We start from the raw sequence: 25,860 nt of genomic DNA on the forward strand, positions 1-25,860 counted from the left end.
GCGACATGTGGGAGCCAGAGATGCGGACAGCCCGACTGCGGACCCTGCACCCCGCCCAGTGGGCCGGCTGGGCCGCGCTCGCCGCGGGCGCGGTGCTGTGCGTCCTCGGCTGGTACGGCGTCTCCGGCGAGCGGTTCGCCGAACGCCAGCTGCCCTATCTGGCCTCCTGCACGGTCCCCGGCGCCGCGCTGATCGTCGCGGGCGCGGTCCTGCTGGCGCACGGCCGGGACACGATCGCCGCCGCGCGCGTGGAGGAGCTGTACGGCCTCCTGGTGACCGCCGAGCCGGAGACTCCACCGGAGCGGGCGACGGCTCCCCTCGCGATCAGCGGAGACCTGCTGATGGTGCCGGGCGGCACGCTGTGGCACCGCGCGGACTGCCCCCTGGTGGCCGGGAAGGTGGAGGCCGTGCCGGTGGACGCGAAGCTGGTGGCGAGCGGCGAGCTGGGCGCCTGCCCCATCTGCGAGCCCGCCGAAGAGACCGACTGAAGCCCCGCGGCCGATGTCGTCCCTCACCTACGACCTGACGCTCGCCGGCCTGTCGGTGGGCAGCGCCGCCGCGCTGACCGGGATCGGCCTGATCGTGACCTACCGCGCCACGGGCGTCCTCAACTTCGCGCACGGGGCGATCGCGATGGTGTGCGCGTACGCACTGCGGCAGTGCGTGGTGGAGTGGGGCTGGCCGCTGTGGGCGGGCGCGGCGGTGACACTGCTGCTGGCGCCGGGGCTGGGGGTGGTCCTGGAACGTTTCGTCTTCCGCCCCCTGTCGGTACTGGGCGGCGACCCGGCCCAGACCCTGGTGGCGTCCATCGGGGTGTTCGTGCTGCTGGTGGGCGGAGCGGCGCTGCTGTGGGGCCAGGGCGCGCGGGACGACGCGCCGGAGCTGGTGTCGTCGGACCCGTGGGGCCAGTTGGCGGTCGTGCTGGTGCTGGCGGCGGGGGTGGGGGCGGTCATCCGCTGGACGCGCTTCGGCCGGGAGTTGCGCGCGGTCGTGGACGACCGTCACCTGGCCGTACTGGGCGGCATCGACGCGGACCGGGTGGCCGCGGCGGGCTGGGCGTTCGGTGCGTTCACCGCGGGCCTGACGGGCGTGCTGCTGGCGCCGTACGTGCGCCTGGACCCCTACGGCCTCCCCCTGCTGGTCATGGAAGTGGTGGCCGTCGCGGTGGCGGCCCGGATGCGCAACCTGCCGGTGGCGGTCCTGGTGGCCCTCGCCATCGGGGTGGGCCAGAGCCAACTGACGCGACTGCACCCTTCCGGCTGGGCCGAACAGCTGCTCCAGGCGTTGGGCGCGAACCTCTTCGTGGTGGCCCTGCTGCTGGCCGCCCTGGCCCTCCCCCGCATCGGCACCCGCGACGCGCTGCCCCGCACGGCGAGCGCGCGTGTGCCGACGCCGCCGGGCGCGTGGATCGTGGCCGTGGTGCTGTTCCTCCTCCCCCTGGGCTTCGCGGGCTCGGACCTGCATACGTCGGTGCAGGTGCCGGCGCTGGGGGTGGTGCTGCTGTCGCTGGTCGTGGTCACCGGCCGCGGCGGCCAGATCTCCCTCGGCCAGGCGGCGTACGCGGGCCTGGGCGCCCTGTTCACGGCGCTGCTGGCGGCGGGCCGCTTCCCAGGGCTGCCGCAGCTCCCCGAACTCCCGGCACTGGCCCTCGCGGTCCTCCTGGTGGCTCCCCTGGGCCTGCTCACCGGCTGGCCGGCGATCACCCGCCGCGGCCTGGCCCTGGCGCTGGCGACGTTCGCGGTGGGCGTGGGGGTGAGCCGCTTCGTCTTCGCCCAGCCGTACGCCACGGCGGGCCTGACGCTGGGCCGCCCGGCGGCCTTCGAGGGCGACCGCGCCTACTACGTCCTGGAGTTGGTACTCCTCGCGGCGGCCCTGTGGGCGACCCGCCTGCTCCGCGCGGGCCGTACGGGCAGGGCCCTGGCGGCCATGCGGGACCACGAGACGGGAGCGTCGGCGGCGGGCGTCCAGGTACCGCGCCTGAAACTGCTGGCGTTCGTCGCGGGCGCGGCGCTGGCGGCCCTGGGCGGCGGAATGCTCGGCATGGGCGTCCGCGCCTTCGACCCCGGCGCCTTCGACCCCGTCCGCGGCCTGCTGTGGTTCGCCGCGGTCACGGTCCTGGGCGCCGACAGCACGCTGGGCGCGTTGACGGCGGCGGCGCTGCTGGTCGGTCTGGACGCGGGGGCGAGGGGCGGGGTGGCGGCGGCGCTGATCGGGGTGCTGGCGGTGCTGGTGGGCCGATTCCCGGGAGGGCCGTACGAGGCGCTGAGGACGGGGGCGGGGCGGTTGCGGCTGCGGAGGGAGGTGCGGCTGACGGCGGTGGGGGTGGCGGTACGGGGGCGCCTGCGGACGACGGAACGCCGGCCGACGCACCCGCCCGCACCCGACGAGGCCGACCGAGGCGCTGAGGGGGCGGCGACACGGACGCGACAGGGAGCAGCCACAGTGGCGCCCACTTCCCCGTCCCCACAAGCACCACCCGCACCCGCCGACGGCCCCCAACCCCCACCAGCACCACCCACACCCCACCACGAAACCCGCACGAGCCGCCCGCCCGCGAACCACAACGCACCCGCACCCGCCGACGGCGCCCAACCCCCACCAGCGCCACCCGCACCCGACCACGAAACCCGCACGGGCGGTGCGGGTGGGAAACTCCGCGCGGCCGCAGGCCGTGTGCTCACCACCCACGGCCTCCACGCCCGCTACGGCACCTTCACCGCCCTCGACGGCATCGACCTCACCCTCCACCCCGGCCGCATCACCGCCGTCATCGGCCCCAACGGCGCCGGCAAGACCACCCTCTTCGACTGCCTGGCCGGCACCCACCGCCCCACCCACGGCCAGATCCGCTACGCCGGCCGGGACATCACCCGCCTCCCCGTCCACGCCCGCACCCGCCTCGGCATCACCCGCACCTTCCAGCAACTCGCCGTCTTCCCCACCCTCACCGTCACCGAGAACGTCCGCGTGGGCGCCGAGCAGAGCCACACCCCCGATCCGGCAGCCGCCACCCGCCACGCCCTCAGACTCCTCGCCCTGGACGGCCCCCTGAGCACCCTCCCCGCGGCCGGCCTCCCCACCGGCACCCTCCGCCGCGTGGAACTCGCCAGAGCCCTCGCCGGCAACCCCCGCGTCCTCCTCCTCGACGAACCCGCCGCCGGCCTCGACACCGCCGAGGTGACCGCGCTGGCCCGCGTCCTGAAGGCCCTCGCCACCGACGGCACCGCCCTGCTCGTCGTCGAGCACGACCTCGACCTGGTGGCCGACCTCGCGGACGTCGTCCACGTCATGGCCGCGGGCCGCATCATCGCCTCCGGCCCGCCGGAGCACGTACTGGACACCCTCAGGGCCCGGGAGACGACCGCATGACGACGACCCTCTCCCTGCGCCACGCGCGTGTGCGCTACGGCCCCCTGGAGGCCCTCCACGGCGTCACCCTCGCCGCCCCCGCCCCCGGCCTCACCGTCCTCCTCGGCCGCAACGGCTCCGGCCGTACCACCGTCCTGCGCGCCCTCGCCGGCACCGTCCCCCTGTCGGCCGGTGCCGTCGTCTGGGACGGCACCGACATCACCCGCGTCCCCGCCCACGAACGCGCCCGCCGCGGCCTCCACCTGGTCCCCGAGCGCCAGGCGGTGTTCGGCTCCCTCACCGTCCGCGAGAACCTCGAACTGGCCGCGCCCGCCCACGCTCCCGCCTTCGAGGCGTACCCCCGGCTGGAGGCCCTCCTTCCGCGCCGCGCCGGCACCCTCTCCGGCGGCGAGCAGCGCATGCTCGCGCTCGCCCGCGCCCTGCTGACCCGCGCGCGCGTACTCCTCGTCGACGAGCCCACGCAGGGCATGTCCCCCACGGTCGCCGCCCGCACGTACGCCCTGCTGGCCGGTCTCGACGCCTGTGTGGTCGTAGCGGAACAACGCCTGCCCCCGGCCCTGCGTGACGGCACGGCCGCGCACGCGCCCGTCCTCGCCTACGAACTGCGCCGCGGCGTGGTCGTGTTCAGCGGAGAGGCGGCCGAGCGAACCCTGGATCAAGCGGCGCCCCGAACACCGCCGCAGCCCGGTCGCCGCCCTTCGAATCCCCCGAACCCTTCGGAATGACCAGCAACGTCCCGGGGTTCAGCCGGTCGGGAGAGCGCCCGATCATGTCCTTGTTGGCCTGGTACAGCGCCCGCCACCCGCCCGGGACGCCGTACGTGCGGGCGAGCCCGGAGAGGGTGTCGCCGGCCTTCACCGTGTGCATCCGGCCCTGGAGTCCGTACCGGCGCGAACAGACCGGCCAGGCCTCCCAGCCCTGCGCGGCGAGCACTTCCCGGGCGACGGCGATCTGCTGCGCCGGCGTGGCGAGGTCCGCGCGCGGGGCGTACGTCAGCCCGCCGAACTCCTCCCAGGTGGGCTGCCGGAACTGGAGTCCGCCGTAGAAGCCGTTGCCGGTGTCGGCGTGCCAGCGGCCGCTGCTCTCGCATTCGGCGACGCAGTTCCAGGGCCAGCCGTCGCGGGCGCAGTCGTAGCGGACGGGTGCCGGGGCCGGACCGGGAGCCGGGGGCGGCGGGGCCGCATGCGCGAGGGCGGGGACCGTGGCCCCGGCGAACAGGCCGACGACGAGCAGCCAGACGGCGACGAGCGGCTTGGGCGGCGTGCGGTGCATCGGCCCACGCTAAGCGGCTCGTTCCGTACGGCCGCGGATGCGCGTCCGGCGCGGTCGGGGGCCCCACCCGGTCGGCGGACCGTCCGGGTGGAGCCCCGTGCCCGGGAGGGGGAGCAGCTCAGAGTGCGAGTCGCTGCCCGGGCACGATCAGGTCGGGATCACCGCCGATGACGGCCTTGTTGGCGGCGTAGAGGCGCTGCCAGGTGGTCCCGTGGCGGGCGGCGATCGTGCTCAGTGTGTCGCCCGCGCGGACGGTGTAGTCGCCGCGGGAGGCGCCGCGGCCGGTGTGGCTCTGTGAACGGGCCGGCGTCTTCGACGGCTTGGACGTGGTACCGGAGGCCGGCGCACCGGCGGACACCGAGGGTGCGCTGCCGTGCGCCCCGGCCCGGGCCGAACAGGTCGGCCAGGCGCCCCAGCCCTGGGCGCGCTGGACCTTGGTGGCGATCGCGATCTGCTGGGCCCGGGTGGCCCGGTCGGCCGTCGCCGCGTAGACGGTGCCGCCGTACGCGCGCCAGGTGCCGGCGGAGAACTGGAGCCCGCCGTAGTAGCCGTTGCCGGTGTTGATGTGCCAGTCGCCGCCGCTCTCGCACCGGGCGATGCGGTCCCACACTCCGTCGTCCGCCGGCGCGGCGTTGCCGGCCGCGGCGAGGAGTCCGAGCGGGGCGAGCAGGGCCGCCCCGGCGAGGACCGCCGTCGTACGAACAGGAGTCTTACGAGCGCTGTCGTGCGTGGTATCGGCGCATTCGGACATGAGGTTCCCTCTCACAGGACCGGTACTCGTTGCACACGGCGGAGGAATGTAGAGAGGGTGACCGCCCGGTATCAACCAACTCCTCGTCATTCCAGGCCAGTTCCCCGTTACTCCCGGTATCGGCTTTTTTCGGCCACCTACTTCATTCACTGATTTCCTGATTTGTCGACCAGTCGCCCCGATGATCTGTGACTCACTTCACCGAACCAACTTCCCTGGATTTCCAAGGACTTGACACTGAGTGCCCGATTCCGCGCCGCCGGTGACCCGTTGCGCCGGATGGTTCGATTCCGTTCGCTCTGGAGCGTGACTCCCGCCACAGATCGCCCGTTGTCTTCTTCATGAGCCCGGGACCCACCCGGGCACCGCTTCCTGAGGGAGTCACCCGTGCCGCGCTTGCTCGACGTCAGCGACGAAGTTCGCGCCGAGATCGGCGACGAAGAAGCCGACCGGCTGCTCGCCGGAGACAACGCCCCCGGCAGTTACGACTGCACGTCCTGCCGCACCCCGGGCGACTCCGAAGCGGAGCGCACCAGCACCGTCCTGTTCATCGGCGACGAGACCGCGGTCCTCGCCTTCGCCCACGCCACCTGCCTGCCCTCGCAGGTCGTCCAGGTCACCGAGGAGCAGCTCCAGGGCGCGGTGCGGTCCATCACCGGCGACACCGTCGACCTGGAGCCCGACAGGGTCGTCCCGGAGCAGGCGGTGCTCGGCGTCACCAGCGGACTGGTGCTGATCGCCGGGGAGTTGCACCCGGCGCTCGTCGTCGAGCCGACGGGCCCCATCGTGCGCCCGGGCGCGACCGGCGCCGGCGACGACTTCCTGCCGCTCCTCATCGAGCAGGGGTTCATGCCGGTCACCGAACTGACCGAGGTGCCCCCGGTGTTGCACGGCTGGTCGGTGCTGCTCGCCATGGGCCAGCTGCACGCGGTGCTGCAGCCGTCGGCCAACGGCGGGCAGCCGGTGGCCTGGTGGCAGGCGCACCAGCCGCTGCAGGTCACCGAGGGCTGGCGGGCCGCCGCCAACAAGCACCAGCAGGTGCTGATGTTCGCGGCGCCGGTGGGCTCGATCGGCCGTCAGCCGCGCGAGGACCTGCTGCGGGGCGCGATCGACAAGGCCGCGGCCAACGGCAAGCTGGTCGCCTCCGCCCTCCCGCTCGCGGGGACCTGAGCCCGGCGCCTCCGTGCGCCTGAACGCGACCGCATCTCCTGAACACCGCGGTCGTTTGGACATACGTGCACGCATACGAGGTTCCCCGCCGCCCGTCCCTCCAGTCGATCCCGTCGTCGCGGTCGGCCCCGGACCCGCTGGGCGGCCCATCGGCCACGCCGATCTACGACGCGCTCTACGCCGAGTACGTCAGGTCCTTCCGGACACTGCCGGGCGACCGCAGCGGCGAGGACGAGATGGACTTCACGGCCTTCGGGAACCTCCCGCAGGGCTCGGAGTCCTACGGCGGGTACCGGCCGGGGTCGTTCAGCAGCTCGTACAGCGCCTACAGCGCGGGGGCGCACAGCGCCCGGGTCGGGCAGCAGTCGCAGTGGCAGCGGGTCGGCCAGGTCGGGCAGCACGGCACGATGGTGCAGCACGTACCGGCGCTGCCGCCGGGTCAGCGCCGGGGCTTCTGAGGAAGCGGGCACGAAGGGCGGCCCCCGTCTCCACGGGGGCCGCCCTTCGGCATGCCGTACGCCTGCCGCGCCTACTTCTTCTTCGCGCCGCGCTTCTCGCGCACCCGCACCGAGATATGGATCGGGGTGCCCTCGAAGCCGAACTCCTCGCGCAGGCGACGCTCGATGAAGCGGCGGTAGCCGGCCTCGATGAAGCCGGAGGCGAAGAGCACGAACCGCGGCGGCTTGGTGCCGGCCTGGGTGCCGAAGAGGATGCGGGGCTGCTTGCCGCCACGGATCGGGTGCGGGTGGGCCGCGACCAGCTCACCGAGGAAGGCGTTCAGCCGACCGGTCGGGACGCGCGTCTCCCAGCCCGCCAGCGCCGTCTCGATCGCCGGGACCAGCTTCTCCATGTGCCGGCCGGTGCGCGCCGAGACGTTGACCCGCGGCGCCCAGGCGACCTGGCCGAGCTCGGTCTCGATCTCCCGCTCCAGGTAGTAGCGGCGTTCCTCGTCGAGGGTGTCCCACTTGTTGTAGGCGAGGACGATCGCGCGGCCCGCGTCGACCGCCATGGTGACGATGCGCTGGTCCTGGACGGAGATGTTCTCGGAGGCGTCGATCAGGATGACCGCCACCTCGGCCTTCTCGACGGCGGCCGCGGTGCGCAGCGAGGCGTAGTAGTCGGCGCCCTGCTGGAGGTGGACCCGCTTGCGGATGCCGGCGGTGTCGACGAACTTCCAGGTGACGCCGCCGAGTTCGATCAGCTCGTCGACCGGGTCACGGGTGGTGCCCGCGAGTTCGTTGACGACGACGCGCTCCTCGTTGGCGACCTTGTTCAGCAGCGAGGACTTGCCGACGTTCGGGCGGCCGATGAGGGCGATGCGGCGGGGGCCGCCGACCGCGGTGCCGAAGGTCTGCTCGGGGGCCTCCGGCAGGGCCTCCAGGACGGCGTCCAGCATGTCGCCGGTACCGCGGCCGTGCAGCGCGGAGATGGGGTGGGGCTCGCCGAGGCCGAGGGACCACAGGTAGGCCGCGTCGGACTCGCCGCTCTGCCCGTCGACCTTGTTGGCGGCGAGCACCACGGGCTTGCCGGCCTTGCGCAGCAGTCGTACGACCGCCTCGTCGGTGTCGGTCGCGCCCACCTTGGCGTCGACGACGAAGACGACCGCGTCGGCCGCCTCGATCGCGTACTCGGCCTGGGCGGCGACGGAGGCGTCGATGCCGAGGACGTCCTGCTCCCAGCCGCCGGTGTCGACGACCTTGAAGCGGCGGCCCGCCCACTCGGCCTCGTAGGTCACGCGGTCGCGGGTGACGCCCGGCTTGTCCTCGACGACGGCCTCACGGCGGCCGATGATGCGGTTCACCAGCGTCGACTTGCCGACGTTCGGCCGGCCGACGACGGCGAGGACGGGCAGCGGGCCGTGACCGGCCTCCTCGATCGCGCCCTCGACGTCCTCGAGATCGAAGCCCTCTTCCGCGGCGAGCTCCATGAACTCCGCGTACTCGGCGTCGCCAAGCGCTCCGTGGTCGTGCTGCTCGCCCGAGCCGTCGGAGTGGATGTGGTCGTTCATGAAGTCGGTACCTCGTCGTTCATTCGTGGTGATCGGTGGACCAGCCGGTTTCTGTCGGTTTGATCCACTACTCAGTGTCGCCTAACGGCCGGTTGACCGCCTGGCGTTTTCCAGGTGCGCGGTGAGCTGCTTCTGGATGCGTTCGGTCGCCTCGTCGAGGGCCTTGCGGGTGCGCCGCCCGGAGCCGTCGCCCGCCTCGAACGGGTCACCGAAGACCACGTCGACGCGGCTGCGCAGCGGGGGCAGCCCCTTTATCAACCGTCCGCGCTTGTCGGAACTTCCCAGTACGGCGACCGGGACGATCGGGGCGCCGCTGCGGACCGCGAAGTACGCGAGCCCGGCGCGCAGCGCCGCGAAGTCGCCCTCGCCGCGGGTGCCCTCCGGGAAGATGCCGAGGACTCCCCCGGCGGACAGCACGTCCAGGGCCTGGGTGATGGCCGTGCGGTCGGCGCCCGAGCGGTCGACCTTGACCTGGCCGATGCCGAGCAGGAACGGGTCCAGCGGGCCGACGAAGGCTTCCTTCTTGATCAGGAAGTGGGTCGGCCGGGGTGCGACGCCCATGACCATCGGGCCGTCGATGTTGTGGGAGTGGTTGACGGCGAAGATCACCGGGCCGGACGCGGGCACCTTCCAGGCGCCGAGCACGCGCGGCTTCCACAGCCCGTACATCAGGCCGACGCCGATGCGGCGCCCGACCTCGGCGCCGCGGAGTGAAGGTGCGGTCACTTCCCGGCCCGCTTCTCCTCGACGAGGGTGACGACGCACTCGATGACCTGCGACAGCGTGAGCTCGGTGGTGTCCACCTCGACCGCGTCGTCCGCCTTGGCGAGCGGCGAGGTCTTCCGGCTGGAGTCCGCCGCGTCCCGCTTGACCAGGGCCTCGCGGGTGGCGTTGACGTCGGCGCCCTTCAGCTCACCGCTGCGGCGGGCGGCACGCGCCTCCGGCGAGGCGGTGAGGAAGATCTTGAGGTCGGCGTCGGGCAGCACGGTGGTGCCGATGTCCCGGCCCTCGACGACGATGCCCCGCTCCGCGCCGGCGGCGATCGAGCGCTGCAGCTCGGTGATCCTGGCCCGCACCTCCGGCACCGCGCTGACCGCGCTGACCTGGGAGGTGACCTCCTGGGTGCGGATCGGACCGGCGACGTCCGTGCCGTCGACGGTGATCGTCGGACCCGCCGGGTCGGTGCCGGAGACGATCTCGGGCTTGCCCGCCACGGCGGCGATCGCGGACGGGTCCTCGATGTCGATCCCGTTGGTCACCATCCACCACGTGATCGCGCGGTACTGGGCGCCGGTGTCCAGGTAGCTCAGACCGAGCTGCGCGGCGACGGCCTTCGACGTGCTCGACTTGCCGGTGCCGGAGGGACCGTCGATGGCGACGATCACGGGCTGGGCGGCGCCGTTTTCCACGGGGGGACACCTTCCTGGTGCGGTGTGGTGGGGTTGCGGGGCGCGAACGTGCCCCGCACAAGGTTACTGGCTCCAGATGGGTGCCTCTTCAGCGCCGGTCGGCACCATCCAGCCCGTCCGGCGTTTCAGGACGAGGCCTTTCGGCCGTAGCAGGAGTCTGGGGGCGGCAGCCTCCGGGGAGGGCTGCCCCGACGCCGGGTGCCTACTGCCGCAGCGCCCACCCTCGCTCCCGCAGAGCCGCAGCGAGCACCGGCGCCGTCTGCGGCTCCACCATCAGCTGCACCAGGCCCGCCTGCTGCCCGGTCGCGTGCTCGATGCGGACGTCCTCGATGTTGACCCCGGCCCGTCCCGCGTCCGCGAAGATGCGGGCCAGCTGACCGGGCTGGTCGTCGATGAGGACGGCGACGATCTCGTACGCGCGCGGCGCCGAGCCGTGCTTGCCGGGTACCCGCACCTGGCCGGCCTTCCCGCGCCGCAGGATGTCCTCGATGCCGACGGCGCCCGCGCCCCGCTTGGCCGCGTCGGAGGACTGCAGTGCCCGCAGGGCCTGCACCGTCTCCTCCAGGTCGGCGGCGACGTCGGAGAGCAGGTCGGCGACCGGCCCCGGGTTGGCGGACAGGATGTCGACCCACATCCGGGGCTCGGAGGCGGCGATCCGGGTCACGTCACGGATGCCCTGCCCGCACAGCCGTACGGCGGACTCCTCGGCGTTCTCCAGGCGTGCGGCGACCATGTTGGAGACGAGGTGCGGCATGTGGGAGACCAGCGCCACCGCGCGGTCGTGGGCGTCGGCGTCCATGACCACCGGCACGGCACGACAGTGCGAGACCAGCTCCAGGGCGAGGTTCAGCACCTCGGTGTCGGTGTCGCGGGTCGGGGTCAGCACCCAGGGGCGGCCCTCGAAGAGGTCGCCGGTCGCGGCCAGCGGGCCGGACTTCTCCCGGCCGGACATGGGGTGCGTGCCGATGTACGACGTGAGGTCCAGGCCCAGCGCCTCCAGCTCGCGGCGCGGACCGCCCTTGACGCTGGCCACGTCGATGTAGCCGCGGGCGAGGCCGCGCCCCATGGCGTCCGCGAGCACGCCGGCCACATGGGCGGGCGGGGCGGCGACGATCGCGAGGTCGACGGGCCCCTCGGGCGCCTCGTCGGTGCCGGCGCCGAGCGCGGCGGCGGTACGGGCCTGCTCGGGGTCGTGGTCGGAGAGGTGGACGGTGACGCCCCGGCCGGCGAGCGCGAGCGCGGCGGAGGTGCCGATGAGTCCGGTGCCGATGACGAGTGCGGTTCTCACTGGGCGATGTCCTTGCGCAGAGCGGCGGCGGCACCGAGGTAGACGTGGTTGATCTCGGCGCGGGGCCGGTCGGACTCTATGTGCGCGAGGATCCGTACGACACGGGGCATGGCGCCCTCGATGTCGAGTTCCTGGGCGCAGATCAGCGGTACGTCGGCGAATCCGGCGCCGAGCTTGCGGGCCGCGGCGGCCGGGAAGTCGCTGTGCAGGTCCGGCGTGGCCGTGAACCAGACGCTGATCAGATCGTCGGCAGTGAGGTCGTTCCGCTCCAGGACGGCGGTGAGAAGGGCTCCGACCTGCTCGTCCATGTGACCGGCCTCGTCCCGTTCGAGCTGGACGGCGCCCCGGACCGCTCGTACCGCCACGGCGATGCTCCTTGCTGATGTACGGCCATTGGTACATCCAGCCTAGTCAGCCCGCGGGGGGCGGGTGCCTGGCGCCCGCCCCCTGAGACACCCGCGGTGCTCTAAACGGTCTGCTGACTGATGAGCTCCTCCAGGGAGGCGGGCACCTCGCCGTTCGGGGTCAGCCGGTCGACGGCCTGCGGCAGTTCCCGGGCGAGCGCGTCGGCGGCCTGGTCCGGGGAGACGCCGGCCTCCTCGGCCACCTGCCGGAGGGTGTCGTCGGGCAGCGCCTGCTGGATCTGGGTGCCGGTCACCGACTTGTTCTCGCCGCTGCCGAGCCAGGACTCCTTCTGCTCGGCGAGACCGGACTTGGCGAGGGTGTCGAGCAGCCCGCCCAGCGGGTTGCCGCCGTTGCCGCCCTGCTTGCCGAGGGCGGAGAGCAGCGCGCCCAGGATGTTTCCCCCGTCGGAGCTGCTGCCCGAGCCGAGCAGAGTGCCCAGCAGGCCGCCGAGATCGTTTCCCGCCATGATCAAAAGCCTTTCGGGAGTGCGGACCCTGACAATGTCACCCGAATGTCACAGCTCCGCTACTTGGGGAGAAAACACACCGATGCGCCCCTGGACTCGGGGCCGGTGTTCCGCTCTCATGACAGGAAGCTCGCCTCGGGGGAGGCCCCTTTCATGAAGCGTTCCGGACCGCTGCTCACTCTTCTCGCGGGTCTGCTGGTAGGCCTGTTCATGCTGTCGCTCAACGCGACGACGGGCGAGAAGAAGACGTCGTCGTACGTGGAGGAGTCACCGAGCCCCAAGGCCTCACCGCCGCCGACGACCCAGTCTCCTTCTCCGTCCCCCTCGCCTTCGAAGTCGCCGATCCCGAACGCCGATTACGCCGGCCGCACCGACGACGACTCCTCGGCGGTCGCCGTTTCCCTGCGGGACGGCCGGGCGATCGCGTACTTCTGCGACGGCCACGACAAGGAGTCGTGGCTCAAGGGCGACGTCGAGGACGACGGCACGATGAAGCTCACCGGCAAGCACGGCGCCGAGCTGAACGGAACGCTCAAGGAGGGCAAGCGGATCAGCGGCACGGTCGACATCGGCGGCGGGCACTACAGGTTCACCGCGGACAAGGCGATCAAGCCGTCCGGTCTGTACCGGGCGACGGCGACCGTGCGGAGCGCGAAGTTCGACGGCGGCTGGATCGTCCTGAAGGACGGCACCCAGGTCGGCATCCTCACCAGGAACGGCAAGCCCTCCCCCGCACCCGAGATCGACCCCGCGACGGGCGCGGTGACGGTCGACGGCGAGCAGCTCACAGCCCGCCCCGTCACACCCTGATCGCCGCCTTCACACCCTCTGGGAGCCGACCATGACCGTCGACCCGAACGCCGCCACGCAGGGATTCCCGAGTCCGCCCCCCGACCACCACCGGCCGAGCGCGGCCCGCTATCTGGTCCCGGCCCTGGTGGCCGCCGCGGTGGCGGTCGCCCTCGGTGTGTACGGCAAGGTCCATGACCCGGCGGGCACCGCCTTCAACCTCGCCGGCTTCAGCAGCACGGGAGCCGTGAAGTCCTGGCTGGCGACGGTCGCGGTCTTCTTCGCGCTGGTCCAGCTCACCTCGGCGCTGATGCTGTACGGCAGGCTGCCCGGCCCGAGCTGGTCGGGCACCCTGCACCGCTGGTCGGGCCGCGCGGCCTTCCTGGTGGCGGTGCCGGTGGCGGTGCACTGCCTCTACGCGCTGGGCTATCAGACGTACGAAACGCGCGTTTTCTGGCACTCCCTCCTGGGTTGCTTCTTCTTCGGGGCCTTCAGTGCCAAGATGCTCCTGCTCCGCTCGGAGCGTCTTCCCAACTGGCTGCTGCCGGTCGTCGGCGGGCTCGTCTTCGCCGCGCTCACGATCATCTGGCTGACCTCCGCCCTCTGGTTCTTCCGCACTTTCGGAGTGACGACATGACGATGCAAGGCCCGACGCGGCGTTCGGTGCTCCTCGCGACGGGCGCGGCGGCGTTCACCGTGGGGTGCAGTGAGTACGGCGACGAGAACGACTCCGGCTCCGACACCGTCGAGGCCTCCCCCGGTACCGAGTTGGCGAGCACGAGCGACATCCCGGTCGGCGGCGGCAAGATCTTCAAGGACGAGAAGGTCGTCGTCACCCAGCCGGAGAAGGGCGAGTTCAAGGCCTTCACCAACATCTGCACCCACCAGCAGTGCCCGGTGGCGAGCGTCTCGGGCGGCACCATCAACTGCAACTGCCACGGCAGCAAGTTCAGCATCAAGGACGGCTCGGTGGCCCACCCACCGGCGACCCAGCCGCTGGCCGAGAAGAAGATCACGGTCGAGGGCGACTCGATCCGGCTCGCCTAGTCCCCTAGTCCCACAGGGCTCCGAGCGTCACCAGCTCGCTCTGGTACTCGATCCGGTCCGCCCATTCCACGGGCCAGGCGTCGGCCCCGTGGTACGCCCCCGCGAACGCGCCCGTCAGACAGGCGATCGAGTCGGAGTCGCCGGAGCTGCACGCGGCCCGCCGCAGCGCCGTCACCGGCTCGTCGACGAAGAGCAGGAAGCACAACAGCCCGGTCGCCAGGGCCTCTTCGGCGATCCAGCCCGCGCCGGTGGCCAGACAGGGGTCGGTCTCCGGCGAGACGGTACGGACGGCGTCCCGCAGCCGGTCCAGGATCGCCAGGCACTCGTCCCAGCCGCGCGCGATGAAGTGCTCGGGCGTGGGGTCCTGGCTCCGCGTCCACAGGTCGCCGAGCCAACGCTCCTGGTAGCGGGTGCGGTTGTCGAGGGCGTACGACCGCAGCAGCCCGATCAGCCCGGTCGGCTCGGCCCCCTGGGCGAGCAGCCGTACGGCGTGCGCGGTGAGGTCGGAGGCGGCGAGCGCGGTGGGGTGCCCGTGGGTGAGCGCGGACTGCAACTGGGCGGCACCGGACCGCTGTTCGTCGCTCAGTCCGGGGGCGAGTCCGATGGGGGCGACGCGCATGTTGGCGCCGCAGCCCTTGGAATGGATCTGGCTGGCGTCCTGCCAGAGCCGGCTCTGGTCCTTCAGCATCTCGCAGGCGGTCAGACATGTGCGCCCCGGTGCCCGGTTGTTCTCCGGGGACTGGTACCAGTCCACGAACTCCTCGCGCAGTGGCCGCTCCAGCCGTAGCGGGCCGAGCAGCCCGCGGTCCATGGCGGTCCGCAACCCGCGCCCGAGGGCGAGCGTCATCTGGGTGTCGTCGGAGACGAAGGCCCGCTGCGGCAGCGGCATCTCCCGCCACGGCCCGCACTTGGCGAGGATCGAGGGGACGTCGTTGAACTCGGTCGGGAAGCCGAGCGCGTCCCCGAGGGCGAGCCCGATCAGCGTGCCGGTCGCGGCGCGTTTCCTGACGGTGGTGGCGGTCATGCGGGGCGTCCTTCCCGGGACGGTCGGAGGAGGGGCGGGTGCAGGGCGGTGGCCGGTCCCGCGCGGTAGAGAGCCGCCGGTTTGCCGCGGCCGCCGGTCAACCGGGCGGCGCCGGGGACCTGTTCGACGAAGCCGGGCGTGGCGAGCACCTTGCGGCGGAAGTTGGGCCGGTCGAGCGTGGTGCCCCACACCGTCTCGTAGACCTGCTGGAGCTCGCCGAGGGTGAACTCGGCCGGGCAGAAGGCGGTGGCGAGGCAGCTGTACTCCAGCTTGGCGCCGACCCGTTCATGGGCGTCGGCGAGGATGCGGTCGTGGTCGAAGGCGAGCGGCCGGGCGCTGTCGTACGGCACCCAGCGGGCGTCGGCCGCGTCGCTGCCGCCGTGCGGTTCGGGCGCGTCGGGCAGCAGCGCGGCGAAGGCGACGGAGACGACCCGCATCCGGGGGTCGCGGTCGGGCTCGCTGTAGGTGCGCAGTTGCTCCAGGTGCAGCCCGGAGACGTCGACCAGGCCGGTCTCCTCGGCGAGTTCACGCCGGGCGGCCGTCTCCGCGGACTCGGCCGGCTGCACGAAGCCGCCGGGCAGCGCCAGATGTCCGGCGTACGGCTCCTGTCCGCGCTCGACGAGCAGGACGTGCAGGGCCCCCGCGCGGACGGTGAGGACGGCGAGGTCGACGGTGACGGCGAAGGGTTCGTAGGCGTGCTTGTCGTACTCGGCCACCTTCACCCCCCTCTCCTTTAATAGTCAGTACGACTATAAAGAGGCGGGGTGAGTTCGCACAACCCGGGTAACCGCATCCGCATGGGCGAGATCCTCGTAGGCACGTGTTCGTGGACCGACCGGGCGTTGACCGGCAGCGGCTGGTATCCGCCGGGACGGCGGGACGCCGAGGGGCGGCTGCGGCACTACGCCGAGCGGTTCCCGGTCGTCGAGGTCGACTCGGCCTACTACGCGCTGCCGAACGCCCGCACCAGCGCCCTGTGGGCGGAGCGGACGCCGGCCGGCTTCGTCTTCGACGTGAAGGCGTTCTCGCTGCTCACCGGTCATCCGACCCGGAGTGCGGTGATGCCGGACGGGCTGCCCGCCGACCCCGGGAACCCGGCGGTGCTCGACGCGGTGTGGGCGCGCTTCACCGAGGCGATCGAGCCGCTGCGGGCGGCCGGCCGGCTCGGCGCGGTGCTGTTCCAGTTCCCGCCCTGGTTCCGTCCGGGGCGGCGGGCCGGGGCGTTCCTGCGGGAGTGCGCCGAGCGGACCGCCGGCTGGCCCGTCTCCGTGGAGTTCCGGCACCCCGGCTGGTGGCGCAGCGAGTGGGCGGACGTGACCGCCGCCCTGCTCGCCCGGTACGGCATGGCGGCGGTGGCCGTCGACATGACACAGACGCTCCCCTCCTCGATCCCGCCCGTCGCTCCCGTCACCTCACGGCGGCTGTCCGTGGTCCGCTTCCACGGCCGCAGCGCGTCCTGGGGCACGGGGAGCAAGGAGGACCGGTTCCGGTACGAGTACCAGGAGGCCGAACTCGCCGAGTGGCTGCCCCGGTTGCGCTCCCTGGCCGGGCGGGTCGACGCGCTGCACGTGCTGTTCAACAACTGCTGCGGCACCGCGGCCGTCCGTGCCGCCGAGGCCATGCGGCGCCTGCTGGCACAGGGCGCCCATGTCCCGGCGGCACGGGAGGCTCACTCCGCGGCGGCCCGGGACGGCGCGAACACCGCCACGACGGCACCGACCGCCGCGATGCCCGCCGCCGCCCAGAGCGCCGGTCCGCAGCCGTCGAGGAAGTCGGTCCGCGAGCCGTAGCCGCCGTACGTCGTGAAGACCGCCGCGGCCACGGCGACGCCGAAGACCCCGCCGAGCTCGCGCAGCGCGTTGTTGACACCGGCCGCCACACCCGCGTCGCCCAGGGGGACGGCGGAGGTCACGGCGTTGGCCACGCTCGGGAACACCATGGAGATGCCGACGCCCGCGACGATCAACGGGCCGACGAGGCTGCCGTAGCCGACGCCGGGTTCGACCTGCCAGGCCAGCAGGGCGAGCCCGATGCCCTGGAGCAGCAGGCCGGCCAGCATGAACGGCCGGGTGCCGTACCGGTCGGCGAGGGCGCCCGCGATCGGGGAGATCAGCAGCGGGGTGGCGTTCCAGACGAGGATGCGCACCCCGGACTCCAAGGGGTCGTAGCCGAGCCCGGTCTGGAAGAACTGGGTCATCATGAACAGGGCGCCGATCAGCGAGGCGAAGCCCAGGAAGGCCGCCGCGTTGGCCGTGGAGAACCGACGGTTCCTGAAGTGGGCGAGGCTCAGCATCGGATACCGGGCGCCCTTGTGCTCCCACCTCAGGAAGGCGGCCACGAAGACGATCCCGGCGGCCAGGGTGGCGAGGACCTCCGCACTCCCCCAGCCCGCCTCGGGAGCCCGCACCGGCGCCCAGGCGAGGCCGGTCAGCCCGACGGCGGCCAACACCAGGCCGACGATGTCGAGGTGGGGGCGCGGCCCGAAACTCTCGGTGAGTTTGCGGGCGGCCAGGGGCAGCATCGCCAGCCCGAGGGGCACGTTGAGCCAGAAGATCCACTGCCAGGACAGGCCTTCGGTCACGGCCCCGCCCAGCACGGGCCCCGCGGCCACGCCGAGCCCGGTGACCCCGCCCCACACGCCGATCGCCACGCCCCGCTTCTCGGCCGGGAACGCCTCGCTGATCAGGGTGAGGGTGAGGGGCAGGAGGACGGCGGCGCCGGCGCCCTGCACCACCCGGGCGGCGATGAGCTGGCCGGAGTCGCCGGCGAGGCCCGCGGCGGCCGAGGCCAGCGTGAAGACGGCCAGGCCGGTCACGTACATCCGCCGCCGCCCGAACCGGTCGCCGAGCGCGGCACCGGTCAGGGTGAGGCAGGCGAAGACGAGGTTGTAGGCGTTGATCGTCCATTCCAGCTGGGACAGGCTCGCCCCGAAGTCGGCCTGGAGCGCGGGCAGCGCGGTGGCGACGACCACGATGTCGAGGGCGCACAGCAGGGCACCGAGCCCGGCGAGGGCGACGGTCCAGACGCGGTGGGGTGGTGCGGGTGGGGCATGGGTTTCCCGGAGGGGGACTTCGAGCGCTTCGGCCGTTTCGATTGTTTCGGTTGTTTCGGTTGTTTCGGTTGTTTCGGTTGTTTCGGTTGTTTCGGTTGTTTCGGTCATTGTGGTGCCTTCCGTGAGTGTCGTTCACGGAAGGCAGACCGGGCTCATCGCGGAAAGGAATCGCGGCGGCCCAGGAAGGCCAGCAGCCGCACGTCGGGCGGCGCGGAGGCCGCCACCGTGACCGGCGCCCCGAACCGCACCCCCCGGTCCTCCGCCGCGACCACGCACCGCGCGACGGGCAGCAGGTCGGCCGCGAGGGCGACCGGCAGCGGGCGGGCCCTGCCGCACGCCTGGGCGACGTCCCAGCCGTGCACGGCGATCTCGACGGCGCCGACCGCGCCCATCACCCGTACGTCCAGCGGCCGTTCGCCGACCAGCACCTCGCCCTCGGCGCCGGCCGCCCAGGCGCCGAGCACGGCGCACGCGCGCGTGCGGAAGCCGCACTCCCGGTCGGCGTGCGGCAGCAGTCCGATCCGGCCGCCGCTCAACCCCTCGTACAACGCGTCGAGGGAGTCGTCGAGATGGCCGAGCAGCTCCCCCAGGTCCCACTCGGCGCACGGCGTGCCGCGGCCGAGCCCCGTGGACTCCGCCCCGGCGACGCTCCCGAGCGCATAGGCGAGCGAACGCTCCAGCAGCTCCCCCACGTTCACGACAGCACCTCCGGCAGACCGAACGTGGCGAACAGCGCGGGGTCGAGGAAGACCGTCATACGCCCGATCTCCCGGCCGTGACGGGTGAGCACTTGCACGGAGTGCGCACGCAGGACGCCGTCGACACCCCGCTCGTACATCGCCGCCGCCGGCTGCCCGTTCGCGCGCGTGGGCAGCATCCGCAGCCCGCGCTTGGCACGCGCGCGTGCGTCCAGGAAGCGCAGCACGTCCTTCTGGCCGCGGAACCACTCCAGGTAGGGCGGCATCTCCAGTTCGACGCCGTCCCGCAACAGCGCGAGCAGGGCGTCCATGTCGGCGTTCTCGAAGGCGGCTATGTACCGGTCGAGCACCTCGCGGTCGGCGGCGCCGTCGGGTTCCACGACGAGGTCCTCGTCGGGCGCGACCTCGTCGAGGTGGGCACGCGCGCGCTGGAGGCTGCTCTTCACGGCGGCGGTGGAGGTGTCGAGGAGGGCCGCGACCTCGGGCGCCCGCCAGGCGAGCACGTCCCGCAGGATCAGCACGGCCCGCTGCCGCGCGGGCAGATGCTGGAGCGCGGCGACCAGGGCGAGCCGCAGACTGCCCCGCGCGGCCACGACCGTCGCGGGGTCGAGCAGCGCGTCCGGCAGCGGCTGGAGCCACGGGACGTCCGTCGCGGGGGCCCTCAGCGGCTCCTCAGGCGCCTCTGACGGGCCGCCGAGCCCCGTGGGCAGCGGACGCCGCGTACGGCCCTCCAGGGCCGTCAGACACGTGTTGGTGGCGATCCGGTGCAGCCAGGTGCGCAGGGACGCCCGGCCCTCGTAGCCGTCGTAGGACCGCCAGGCCCGCAGATAGGTCTCCTGCACCAGGTCCTCGGCCTCGTCGGCCGAGCCCGTCATCCGGTAGCAGTGCGCGAGCAGCTCGCGCCGGTACGGGTCGGTGAGCCGCACGAACTCGTCGCGGTCCGTCGTCGCTCCCATGGCCACTCCTCTCGCCGGTCATGAGTACAGACCGGCGAGGGAGCGGAAACGCATCGGCTCCGAGGGCGGATGTCGGCCTAGAGGTCGACTTCCTTCATCAGCATGCCGACCTCGGTGTTGGACAGCCGGCGCAGCCAGCCCGACTTCTGGTCGCCCAGGGTGATCGGGCCGAAGGCCACGCGCACCAGCTTGTCGACCGGGAAGCCGGCCTCGGCCAGCATCCGGCGCACGATGTGCTTGCGGCCCTCGTGGAGGGTGACCTCGACGAGGTAGTTCTTTCCGGTCTGCTCGACGACCCGGAAGTGGTCCGCCTTCGCGTACCCGTCCTCCAGCTGGATGCCGTCCTTGAGCCGCTTGCCCAGGTCGCGCGGGATCGGGCCCACGATGTGCGCGAGGTAGACCTTCTTCACGCCGTACTTGGGGTGGGTCAGCCGGTGCGCCAGCTCGCCGTGGTTGGTGAGCAGGATGACGCCCTCGGTCTCGGTGTCCAGCCGGCCGACGTGGAAGAGCCGCGTCTCCCGGTTGGTGACGTAGTCGCCGAGGCACTGGCGGCCCTCGGTGTCCTCCATCGTGGAGACGACACCGGCGGGCTTGTTCAGCGAGAAGAACTGGTACGACTGGGTCGCGACGGTCAGACCGTCGACCTTGACCTCGTCCTTCTCCGGGTCGACGCGCTTGCCCTGCTCCAGCACGATCTCACCGTTGACCTCGACCCGCGCCTGCTCGATGAGCTCCTCGCAGGCCCGCCGGGAGCCGTAGCCCGCGCGCGCGAGGACCTTCTGCAGCCGCTCGCCCTCCTGCTCGGCGCCCGGGAAGGTCTTGGGGAGCTTCACGTCCTTCTTGCCCGCGTACCGCTCCCGGTTGCGCTCCTCGGCCCGCGCCTCGTACTCACGGGAGGTCGCCGGCACCCAGCGGCCGCGCCCGGTGCCACCCTGCTTGGGTCCGCCCTTGGCGCCGCCGCGTGCCGAAGCGCCGCGCCCGGACTTCGGACCCTGCGGCGAGGCGCCGGGGCCCACGTCGTACTGGCGCTCCTCGGGGCGCGGCTTCTTCGGCCGGCCGCCCTGCTTGTCGTCACGGGAGTTGCCGGCACCGCGGTAGTTACCGCGGCCACCGCTGTTCCCGCCGCGGCCGCCGCTGTTGCCACCACGGCTCCCGCCGTTGTTTCCGCTGCTGTTCCTGCCGCTGCTGCTTCGCATCAAAGTTCCGTCTAGTCGTCTGCGTCCTGGCCGTCCGGCGCGTCAGGAGCGTCCGGATCGAACGACGGAACCCCTTCCAGTGTCTCGGCCTCGATCGCCTCCGCCTCCGGGAGGAAGGGCGCGAGCTCCGGGAGCTCGTCCAGGCCGCGCAGGCCCATCCGCTCCAGAAAGTAGTTCGTCGTCGTGTACAGGATCGCACCTGTTTCGGGTTCCGTGCCCGCCTCCTGGACCAGACCCCGCTGTAGAAGGGTGCGCATCACACCGTCGCAGTTCACTCCGCGCACCGCGGAGACCCTGCTGCGGCTGACCGGCTGGCGGTAGGCGACGACCGCCAGCGTCTCCAGCGCCGCCTGGGTGAGCCGGGCCTGCTGCCCGTCCAGGACGAAGCCCTCGACGGCCGCCGCGAACTCGGGCCGGGAGTAGAAACGCCAGCCGCCGGCGATGAGCCGCAGCTCGAAGCCGCGCCCCTGCACGGTGTACTCGTCGGCCAGCTCCCGCAGCGCGTCGCCGATCTGCCGCTTGGGCCGCTGGAGGATCTTCGCCAGGTGCTCCTCGGTGGCGGGCTCGTCCACGACCATGAGGACGGCCTCCAGAGCGGGCTTGAGTTCGAGGTCGGCGACGGTGTGCAGCCCGGCCGGCACGTCGGTGGTCTCCTCGCTCACGCCTTGTCCTCCTTGGGCGGCTCGGGCGGTCGGTCGAACTCGTCGGTCACCGTCGGCGTCTCGTCCCCCTCGCCGCCGGTCCACCGCACGATCAGGTCCCCGAGGGCGGTCTCCTGGTCGAGGGCGACGGCCTTCTCCCGGTACAGCTCGAGCAGGGCCAGGAACCGCGCTACGACGGTGAGGGTGTCGTCGGTGTCCTCGACGAGCGCGCGGAAGCTGGCCTCGCCGAGTTCCTTGAGGCGGGCGACGACGATCCCGGCCTGCTCCTGCACGCTGACCAGCGGGGCGTGGATGTGGTCGACGTACACCTGCGGCTTGGGCTTGGGCTGCATCGCCTTCACGGCGAGCTTCGCGAACCCCTCCGCGCCGATGCTGATGACGACCTCGGGCAGCAGCTCCGCGTGGTGCGGTTCCAGGCCGACGGTACGGGGGTAGCGGCGGGCCTCCTCGTCGAGGCGCTGGTTGAAGATGTCCGCGATCTGTTTGTACGCGCGGTACTGGAGGAGCCTCGCGAACAGCAGGTCACGGGCTTCGAGGAGCGCCAGGTCGGCCTCGTCCTCGACCTCGGCGGCGGGCAGCAGCCGGGCGGCCTTCAGGTCCAGCAGGGTCGCGGCGACGACCAGGAACTCGGTCGTCTGGTCCAGGTCCCAGTCCGGGCCCATCGCCCGGATGTGCGCCATGAACTCGTCGGTGACCTTCGACAGCGCGACCTCGGTGACGTCCAGCTTGTGCTTGGAGATCAGCTGGAGGAGCAGGTCGAAGGGGCCTTCGAAGTTGGCGAGCCGGACCTTGAAGACGCCGTCATCCGATTCTTCCGCGACCGGCTCGGGCACCTCCTCAGGCACCTCGGGCACAGGTACCTCAGGCACCTCAGCAGGTGCCTCGGGCGCCCCCGGCCCCCGTCCCAGCGCACGCCGGCGGCCGGCAGCGGCGCCGGCGGCGGGGACAGGGACGTCGTTCGAGGTCATGGCCCCCGCAGGCTACCGCTACCGTCCGCGCAGCCGTCGTACGAGGATGCTCGCGTCCCCTCGGGACTCCAGATCGGCCAGCACCACGGCCACCGCCTCGCGGACGATCCGCCCGCGGTCGACGGCCAGCCCGTGCTCGCCGCGGAGCACCAGACGCGCGTGCTCCAGATCCATGAGCTCCTCGGCGGAGACGTACACGGTGATCTTCTCGTCGTGCCGCTCCCGGCCGCTGGGCCGGCGCGCGGCCGCCCTGCTGCCGCCGCCCCGCTGCTTGCGCGGTGCGGCGGAGGCCGCGGCAGAACCTTCCTGCGCGTCCTGACGTCGCGTGGAGCGCTCCGCCGCGGTGCCCCGGCTGCGGGACTCGCCCGCCTCGGCCGGCTCCGTGGCCACGTGCTCCGCCCCGTCGCCGTCCCCGCCCTGTGCGGGCACGGACTGCGGTGCGTCCTCCGCCGCCACTGTGTCGCTCTCCCCGGCGGGAGCGGGCACCCGGGCATCGCCGTTGGCCCCCCGCCGCGGAGTGGACGGCTGGAGCGCCATTCCCCCTGTCGTACGGAAGAGTTCGTCGGCCCCCGGCAGACTCACTCGGCGTGACACCGGGCGAGCACCTCCCTGGCGAGCTGGCGGTAGGCGGCGGCACCGACGGAGTTGGAGGCGTACGTGGTGATCGGCTCACCGGCGACCGTGGTCTCCGGGAAGCGGACCGTGCGCCCGATGACCGTGTGGTAGACGTGGTCGTCGAACGCCTCGACCACGCGGGCCAGGACCTCTCGGCTGTGCACCGTGCGCGAGTCGTACATCGTGGCGAGGATGCCGTCGAGCTCCAGCTCCGGGTTGAGCCGCTCCTGGACCTTCTCGATGGTCTCCGTCAGCAGGGCGACACCGCGGAGGGCGAAGAACTCACACTCCAGGGGCACTATCACCTTGTGCGCGGCCGTCAGCGCGTTCACGGTCAGCAGACCGAGGGAGGGCTGGCAGTCGATCACGATGTAGTCGTAGTCGGCCATGAGCGGCTTCAGGGCCCGCTGGAGCGTCGACTCGCGGGCGACCTCGGAGACCAGCTGGACCTCCGCCGCCGACAGGTCGATGTTGCTCGGCAGCAGGTCCATGTTGGGGACCGCGGTCTTGAGCAGGACCTCGTCGGCCGCCATGCCCCGCTCCATGAGCAGGTTGTAGACGGTGAGGTCGAGCTCCATCGGGTTGACACCGAGACCCACCGACAGCGCGCCCTGCGGGTCGAAGTCCACGAGCAGCACCCGGCGTCCGTACTCCGCGAGCGCGGCACCCAGGTTGATGGTCGACGTGGTCTTGCCGACGCCGCCCTTCTGGTTGCACATCGCGATGATCTTCGCGGGGCCGTGGTCGGTCAGCGGGCCCGGGATCGGGAAGTACGGCAGCGGGCGACCGGTCGGGCCGATGCGCTCGCGGCGCTGACGGGCAGCGTCGGGAGCGAGCGTGGCCGCGTACTCGGGGTCCGGCTCGTACTCGGCGTCGGGGTCGTAGAAGTGCCCCTCGGGCAGTTCGTCGTAGTCGGCGAAGTGGTTGTGGGGCGCGCCACTTCCGTCGCCGGCCATGGCGTTCACGTGATGGCCATCCATGCTCTGGTGTGCTGACAGAGTCGTCCCTGTCGTCTGGTGACTCTGGTGGGCTGCGAAGGTGCGCACCGCCACGGAGCCGACAGCCTCGAACCCCGCGGGACCCTGGTCCCGTACCGGCATTCCTGGTTGACCACCCCCGGGAGTAAATGTCGACTCATTCACAAGTCGTCTTACCTCCTTGGTGACCAGGAAACTTCTAGACAGGTCAGCGTTGCACCATGCCGACAGTCGGCGACTCTATGGCGTGTCGGGCGTCCGCAGCAACACAATCCGCCGGACCCGGCTCGATGTGTCGACAATGAAACATCCCTCTGTCAAGGGCGTACGGCCGTCGCACAGCAGGTTTCACCGGTGTGCGAATCGACCAAAGAGTTACGTTCGAGGCGAGTTGACCGAGCGCCGCAAAGTGACCATACACACATCCGGCCGGACCTTGTCGGGCAAGGTCCGGCCGGGTGCGCGTCGTTGACGCGCCATGTTGACGTATCGCCTTTATGAAAAGGTGACTTAGCCGTTCGTCGAGGCCGGCGGCTCAGCCGAGCAGCGTCTCGAGCTCCACGTGCTCCAGGCCGTGCGCCTCGGCGACCTCGCGGTAAACGACCTTGCCCTCATGGGTGTTGAGGCCCTTGGCGAGCGCGGGGTCGCGGCGCAGCGCCTCCACCCAGCCGCGGTTGGCGAGTTCGACGATGTAGGGCAGCGTCGCGTTGGTGAGCGCGTAGGTGGAGGTGTTGGGCACCGCGCCGGGCATGTTGGCGACGCAGTAGAAGACCGAGTTGTGGACCTGGAAGGTCGGCTCGGCGTGCGTGGTCGGGTGGGAGTCCTCGAAGCAGCCGCCCTGGTCGATCGCGATGTCGACAAGGACACTTCCGGGCTTCATCCGGGCCACGAGCTCGTTGGTGACCAGCTTCGGGGCCTTGGCGCCCGGGATGAGCACCGCGCCGATGACGAGGTCGGCGTCGAGGACGGCCTTCTCCAGCTCGAAGGAGTTGGACATGATCGCCCGGACCTTGGTGCCGAAGACCTTGTCGGCCTCGCGGAGCTTGTTGATGTCGCGGTCGAGCAGCGTGACGTGGAAGCCCATGCCGACGGCGATCTGGGTGGCGTTCCAGCCGGAGACGCCGCCGCCGATGACGACGGCACGCGCCGGCTGGGTGCCGGGGACGCCGCCGGGGAGCACGCCGCGGCCGCCGACCGAGCGCATCAGGTGGTAGGCGCCGACCTGCGGGGCCAGCCGGCCCGCGACCTCGGACATCGGGGCGAGCAGCGGCAGGGCGCGGTTCGGCAGCTCGACGGTCTCGTAGGCGATGGCGGTGGTGCCGGACTCGATGAGCGCGTCCGTGCACTCCTTGGAGGCGGCCAGGTGCAGGTAGGTGAAGAGCGTCTGGTCCTTGCGGAGGCGGTGGTACTCCTCGGCGATGGGCTCCTTGACCTTCAGCAGCAGGTCGGCGGTGGCCCACACCTCGTCGGCGGTGCCGAGGATCGTGGCGCCGGCGGCGATGTACTCCTCGTCCGGGATCGACGAGCCGACTCCGGCGCCCTGCTCGATGACGACCTGGTGGCCGTGGCGCACCAGCTCGTGCACGCCGGACGGGGTGATGGCCACCCGGAACTCGTTGTTCTTGACCTCGCGGGGGATGCCGACCTTCACGTGGATCACGGTCCTTGGCTCAGTGGATGTGGGGCAATACAACACATACCCGGGCATGCACGAGCACACCGGGAGACACCGCAGGAG

At 72.1% G+C, this 25,860-nt stretch carries 27 protein-coding genes and 1 pseudogene; 9 read left to right on the plus strand and 19 right to left on the minus strand.

All coding sequences use genetic code 11. The annotated features are described in order from the left end of the window. Positions 1–20: 20 nt before the first annotated feature. Genes ACFUO4_RS43035 through ACFUO4_RS43045 form a run of 3 tightly spaced genes read left to right on the plus strand, consistent with a single transcriptional unit; the run spans position 21 to position 4,094 of the window. Complete coding sequence (locus ACFUO4_RS43035) at positions 21–488, plus strand: hypothetical protein (RefSeq protein ID WP_383496031.1); 468 nt, start codon at positions 21–23, stop codon at positions 486–488. Between the two features lie 13 nt (positions 489–501). Next, the gene (locus ACFUO4_RS43040; protein WP_383496034.1) at positions 502–3,369 is read left to right on the plus strand and encodes an ATP-binding cassette domain-containing protein; all 2,868 of its coding nucleotides are present in this window, start codon (positions 502–504) and stop codon (positions 3,367–3,369) included. After that, a complete protein-coding gene (locus ACFUO4_RS43045) occupies positions 3,366–4,094 on the plus strand; it encodes an ATP-binding cassette domain-containing protein (RefSeq protein ID WP_383496037.1) in 729 nt (242 codons plus the stop codon). The genes ACFUO4_RS43040 and ACFUO4_RS43045 overlap by 4 nt, the downstream gene beginning before the upstream one ends. Here ACFUO4_RS43045 and ACFUO4_RS43050 read toward each other — a convergent pair. Both ACFUO4_RS43050 and ACFUO4_RS43055 read right to left on the minus strand, forming a co-directional pair. After that, entirely contained in the window at positions 3,994–4,641 is a 648-nt protein-coding gene (locus tag ACFUO4_RS43050; protein ID WP_383496040.1) for a transglycosylase family protein, read from the minus strand. The genes ACFUO4_RS43045 and ACFUO4_RS43050 overlap by 101 nt on opposite strands. A gap of 118 nt (positions 4,642–4,759) precedes the next feature. After that, positions 4,760–5,392, minus strand: a complete 633-nt coding sequence (locus ACFUO4_RS43055; protein WP_383496043.1) for a transglycosylase family protein — start codon at positions 5,390–5,392, stop codon at positions 4,760–4,762. Between the two features lie 387 nt (positions 5,393–5,779). On the opposite strand from ACFUO4_RS43055, the gene ACFUO4_RS43060 reads away from it, so the two are divergent. Together ACFUO4_RS43060 and ACFUO4_RS43065 are read left to right on the plus strand one after the other, a co-directional pair. Next, positions 5,780–6,562: a hypothetical protein gene (locus ACFUO4_RS43060; RefSeq protein ID WP_383496046.1), complete on the plus strand. Its 783-nt coding sequence runs from the start codon at positions 5,780–5,782 to the stop codon at positions 6,560–6,562. Between the two features lie 65 nt (positions 6,563–6,627). After that, positions 6,628–7,020, plus strand: a complete 393-nt coding sequence (locus tag ACFUO4_RS43065) for a hypothetical protein (protein WP_383496048.1) — start codon at positions 6,628–6,630, stop codon at positions 7,018–7,020. A 71-nt stretch (positions 7,021–7,091) separates the two neighbouring features. Here the strand turns inward: ACFUO4_RS43065 and der are convergent, their stop codons facing one another. The 6 genes from der to ACFUO4_RS43095 form a co-directional block, all read right to left on the minus strand. Then, positions 7,092–8,570, minus strand: a complete 1,479-nt coding sequence (gene der, locus ACFUO4_RS43070; protein WP_079310575.1) for a ribosome biogenesis GTPase Der — start codon at positions 8,568–8,570, stop codon at positions 7,092–7,094. A gap of 81 nt (positions 8,571–8,651) precedes the next feature. Next, positions 8,652–9,335, minus strand: coding sequence for a lysophospholipid acyltransferase family protein (locus ACFUO4_RS43075; protein WP_383496052.1), 684 nt, complete (start codon positions 9,333–9,335; stop codon positions 8,652–8,654). After that, a complete protein-coding gene (cmk, locus tag ACFUO4_RS43080) occupies positions 9,293–9,979 on the minus strand; it encodes a (d)CMP kinase (protein ID WP_383496055.1) in 687 nt (228 codons plus the stop codon). Before cmk ends, ACFUO4_RS43075 begins: the two co-directional genes overlap by 43 nt. A gap of 202 nt (positions 9,980–10,181) precedes the next feature. After that, positions 10,182–11,267, minus strand: coding sequence for a prephenate dehydrogenase (locus ACFUO4_RS43085; RefSeq protein ID WP_383496058.1), 1,086 nt, complete (start codon positions 11,265–11,267; stop codon positions 10,182–10,184). Next, positions 11,264–11,632, minus strand: coding sequence for a chorismate mutase (gene aroH, locus ACFUO4_RS43090; RefSeq protein WP_079310578.1), 369 nt, complete (start codon positions 11,630–11,632; stop codon positions 11,264–11,266). The genes ACFUO4_RS43085 and aroH overlap by 4 nt, the downstream gene beginning before the upstream one ends. 101 nt (positions 11,633–11,733) lie before the next feature. After that, positions 11,734–12,138 carry a YidB family protein gene (locus ACFUO4_RS43095; protein WP_079310579.1) on the minus strand — a complete coding sequence of 135 codons (405 nt, stop codon included), beginning with the start codon at positions 12,136–12,138 and terminating at the stop codon, positions 11,734–11,736. Between the two features lie 153 nt (positions 12,139–12,291). Between ACFUO4_RS43095 and ACFUO4_RS43100 the strand changes: the two genes are divergently transcribed. The 3 genes from ACFUO4_RS43100 to ACFUO4_RS43110 are packed head-to-tail and all read left to right on the plus strand — an operon-like array spanning position 12,292 to position 13,974. Further along, positions 12,292–12,948 (plus strand): hypothetical protein, encoded by a 657-nt coding sequence (locus tag ACFUO4_RS43100; RefSeq protein WP_079310580.1) that lies wholly within the window; start codon positions 12,292–12,294, stop codon positions 12,946–12,948. A gap of 31 nt (positions 12,949–12,979) precedes the next feature. Next, positions 12,980–13,564 (plus strand): DUF6529 family protein, encoded by a 585-nt coding sequence (locus tag ACFUO4_RS43105; RefSeq protein WP_383496062.1) that lies wholly within the window; start codon positions 12,980–12,982, stop codon positions 13,562–13,564. Further along, on the plus strand, positions 13,561–13,974 hold the full coding sequence (locus ACFUO4_RS43110; RefSeq protein ID WP_079310581.1) for a Rieske (2Fe-2S) protein: 414 nt from the start codon (positions 13,561–13,563) through the stop codon (positions 13,972–13,974). The genes ACFUO4_RS43105 and ACFUO4_RS43110 overlap by 4 nt, the downstream gene beginning before the upstream one ends. A 4-nt stretch (positions 13,975–13,978) precedes the next feature. Here the strand turns inward: ACFUO4_RS43110 and ACFUO4_RS43115 are convergent, their stop codons facing one another. Both ACFUO4_RS43115 and ACFUO4_RS43120 read right to left on the minus strand, forming a co-directional pair. Then, the gene (locus ACFUO4_RS43115; protein ID WP_383496065.1) at positions 13,979–14,998 is read right to left on the minus strand and encodes an ADP-ribosylglycohydrolase family protein; all 1,020 of its coding nucleotides are present in this window, start codon (positions 14,996–14,998) and stop codon (positions 13,979–13,981) included. Then, positions 14,995–15,714, minus strand: a complete 720-nt coding sequence (locus ACFUO4_RS43120) for an NUDIX domain-containing protein (protein ID WP_383496131.1) — start codon at positions 15,712–15,714, stop codon at positions 14,995–14,997. Before ACFUO4_RS43120 ends, ACFUO4_RS43115 begins: the two co-directional genes overlap by 4 nt. Before the next feature lie 81 nt (positions 15,715–15,795). On the opposite strand from ACFUO4_RS43120, the gene ACFUO4_RS43125 reads away from it, so the two are divergent. Beyond that, positions 15,796–16,788 (plus strand): DUF72 domain-containing protein, encoded by a 993-nt coding sequence (locus tag ACFUO4_RS43125; RefSeq protein WP_383496134.1) that lies wholly within the window; start codon positions 15,796–15,798, stop codon positions 16,786–16,788. On the opposite strand, the pseudogene ACFUO4_RS43130 reads toward ACFUO4_RS43125, so the two are convergent. The 9 genes and pseudogenes from ACFUO4_RS43130 to ald all read right to left on the minus strand — a co-directional run. Continuing rightward, positions 16,755–18,158 (minus strand): annotated as a pseudogene (locus ACFUO4_RS43130) (DHA2 family efflux MFS transporter permease subunit); the annotation flags it as partial. The gene ACFUO4_RS43125 and the pseudogene ACFUO4_RS43130 overlap by 34 nt on opposite strands. 44 nt (positions 18,159–18,202) lie before the next feature. Beyond that, positions 18,203–18,748: a TIGR03086 family metal-binding protein gene (locus ACFUO4_RS43135; protein ID WP_383496069.1), complete on the minus strand. Its 546-nt coding sequence runs from the start codon at positions 18,746–18,748 to the stop codon at positions 18,203–18,205. After that, the gene (locus tag ACFUO4_RS43140) at positions 18,745–19,704 is read right to left on the minus strand and encodes a sigma-70 family RNA polymerase sigma factor (protein WP_383496072.1); all 960 of its coding nucleotides are present in this window, start codon (positions 19,702–19,704) and stop codon (positions 18,745–18,747) included. The genes ACFUO4_RS43135 and ACFUO4_RS43140 overlap by 4 nt, the downstream gene beginning before the upstream one ends. 77 nt (positions 19,705–19,781) lie before the next feature. Further along, the gene (locus tag ACFUO4_RS43145) at positions 19,782–20,900 is read right to left on the minus strand and encodes a pseudouridine synthase (protein ID WP_383496075.1); all 1,119 of its coding nucleotides are present in this window, start codon (positions 20,898–20,900) and stop codon (positions 19,782–19,784) included. Positions 20,901–20,911: 11 nt separating this feature from the next. Next, on the minus strand, positions 20,912–21,562 hold the full coding sequence (gene scpB / locus ACFUO4_RS43150) for an SMC-Scp complex subunit ScpB (RefSeq protein ID WP_383496078.1): 651 nt from the start codon (positions 21,560–21,562) through the stop codon (positions 20,912–20,914). After that, positions 21,559–22,530, minus strand: coding sequence for a segregation and condensation protein A (locus ACFUO4_RS43155; protein ID WP_383496081.1), 972 nt, complete (start codon positions 22,528–22,530; stop codon positions 21,559–21,561). The genes scpB and ACFUO4_RS43155 overlap by 4 nt, the downstream gene beginning before the upstream one ends. A gap of 18 nt (positions 22,531–22,548) precedes the next feature. Next, positions 22,549–23,124, minus strand: coding sequence for a hypothetical protein (locus tag ACFUO4_RS43160; protein ID WP_079310587.1), 576 nt, complete (start codon positions 23,122–23,124; stop codon positions 22,549–22,551). Beyond that, the gene (locus ACFUO4_RS43165; protein ID WP_059196697.1) at positions 23,109–24,245 is read right to left on the minus strand and encodes a ParA family protein; all 1,137 of its coding nucleotides are present in this window, start codon (positions 24,243–24,245) and stop codon (positions 23,109–23,111) included. Before ACFUO4_RS43165 ends, ACFUO4_RS43160 begins: the two co-directional genes overlap by 16 nt. 412 nt (positions 24,246–24,657) lie before the next feature. Further along, positions 24,658–25,773 (minus strand): alanine dehydrogenase, encoded by a 1,116-nt coding sequence (ald, locus tag ACFUO4_RS43170; RefSeq protein ID WP_079310592.1) that lies wholly within the window; start codon positions 25,771–25,773, stop codon positions 24,658–24,660. Between the last annotated feature and the right edge of the window lie 87 nt (positions 25,774–25,860).

Origin of the sequence: Streptomyces sp. NPDC057280, assembly GCF_042668605.1 — a bacterium.
In the GTDB taxonomy this organism is placed as follows: Bacteria; Actinomycetota; Actinomycetes; order Streptomycetales; family Streptomycetaceae; genus Streptomyces.

Excerpts from the sequence above, each read along its gene's own strand:
- ACFUO4_RS43140 (WP_383496072.1), bottom strand. The coding sequence starts at position 19,704 with ATGGGAGCGACGACGGACCGCGACGAGTTCGTGCGGCTCACCGACCCG.
- ACFUO4_RS43155 (WP_383496081.1), bottom strand. The coding sequence starts at position 22,530 with ATGACCTCGAACGACGTCCCTGTCCCCGCCGCCGGCGCCGCTGCCGGC.
- ACFUO4_RS43050 (WP_383496040.1), bottom strand. The coding sequence starts at position 4,641 with ATGCACCGCACGCCGCCCAAGCCGCTCGTCGCCGTCTGGCTGCTCGTC.
- ACFUO4_RS43110 (WP_079310581.1), top strand. The coding sequence starts at position 13,561 with ATGACGATGCAAGGCCCGACGCGGCGTTCGGTGCTCCTCGCGACGGGC.
- ACFUO4_RS43165 (WP_059196697.1), bottom strand. The coding sequence starts at position 24,245 with ATGCCGGTACGGGACCAGGGTCCCGCGGGGTTCGAGGCTGTCGGCTCC.
- ACFUO4_RS43095 (WP_079310579.1), bottom strand. The coding sequence starts at position 12,138 with ATGGCGGGAAACGATCTCGGCGGCCTGCTGGGCACTCTGCTCGGCTCG.
- der (WP_079310575.1), bottom strand. The coding sequence starts at position 8,570 with ATGAACGACCACATCCACTCCGACGGCTCGGGCGAGCAGCACGACCAC.
- ACFUO4_RS43115 (WP_383496065.1), bottom strand. The coding sequence starts at position 14,998 with ATGACCGCCACCACCGTCAGGAAACGCGCCGCGACCGGCACGCTGATC.
- ACFUO4_RS43125 (WP_383496134.1), top strand. The coding sequence starts at position 15,796 with ATGGGCGAGATCCTCGTAGGCACGTGTTCGTGGACCGACCGGGCGTTG.
- ACFUO4_RS43035 (WP_383496031.1), top strand. The coding sequence starts at position 21 with ATGCGGACAGCCCGACTGCGGACCCTGCACCCCGCCCAGTGGGCCGGC.
- ACFUO4_RS43045 (WP_383496037.1), top strand. The coding sequence starts at position 3,366 with ATGACGACGACCCTCTCCCTGCGCCACGCGCGTGTGCGCTACGGCCCC.
- ACFUO4_RS43100 (WP_079310580.1), top strand. The coding sequence starts at position 12,292 with ATGAAGCGTTCCGGACCGCTGCTCACTCTTCTCGCGGGTCTGCTGGTA.
- ACFUO4_RS43145 (WP_383496075.1), bottom strand. The coding sequence starts at position 20,900 with ATGCGAAGCAGCAGCGGCAGGAACAGCAGCGGAAACAACGGCGGGAGC.
- ACFUO4_RS43040 (WP_383496034.1), top strand. The coding sequence starts at position 502 with ATGTCGTCCCTCACCTACGACCTGACGCTCGCCGGCCTGTCGGTGGGC.
- ACFUO4_RS43105 (WP_383496062.1), top strand. The coding sequence starts at position 12,980 with ATGACCGTCGACCCGAACGCCGCCACGCAGGGATTCCCGAGTCCGCCC.
- ACFUO4_RS43055 (WP_383496043.1), bottom strand. The coding sequence starts at position 5,392 with ATGTCCGAATGCGCCGATACCACGCACGACAGCGCTCGTAAGACTCCT.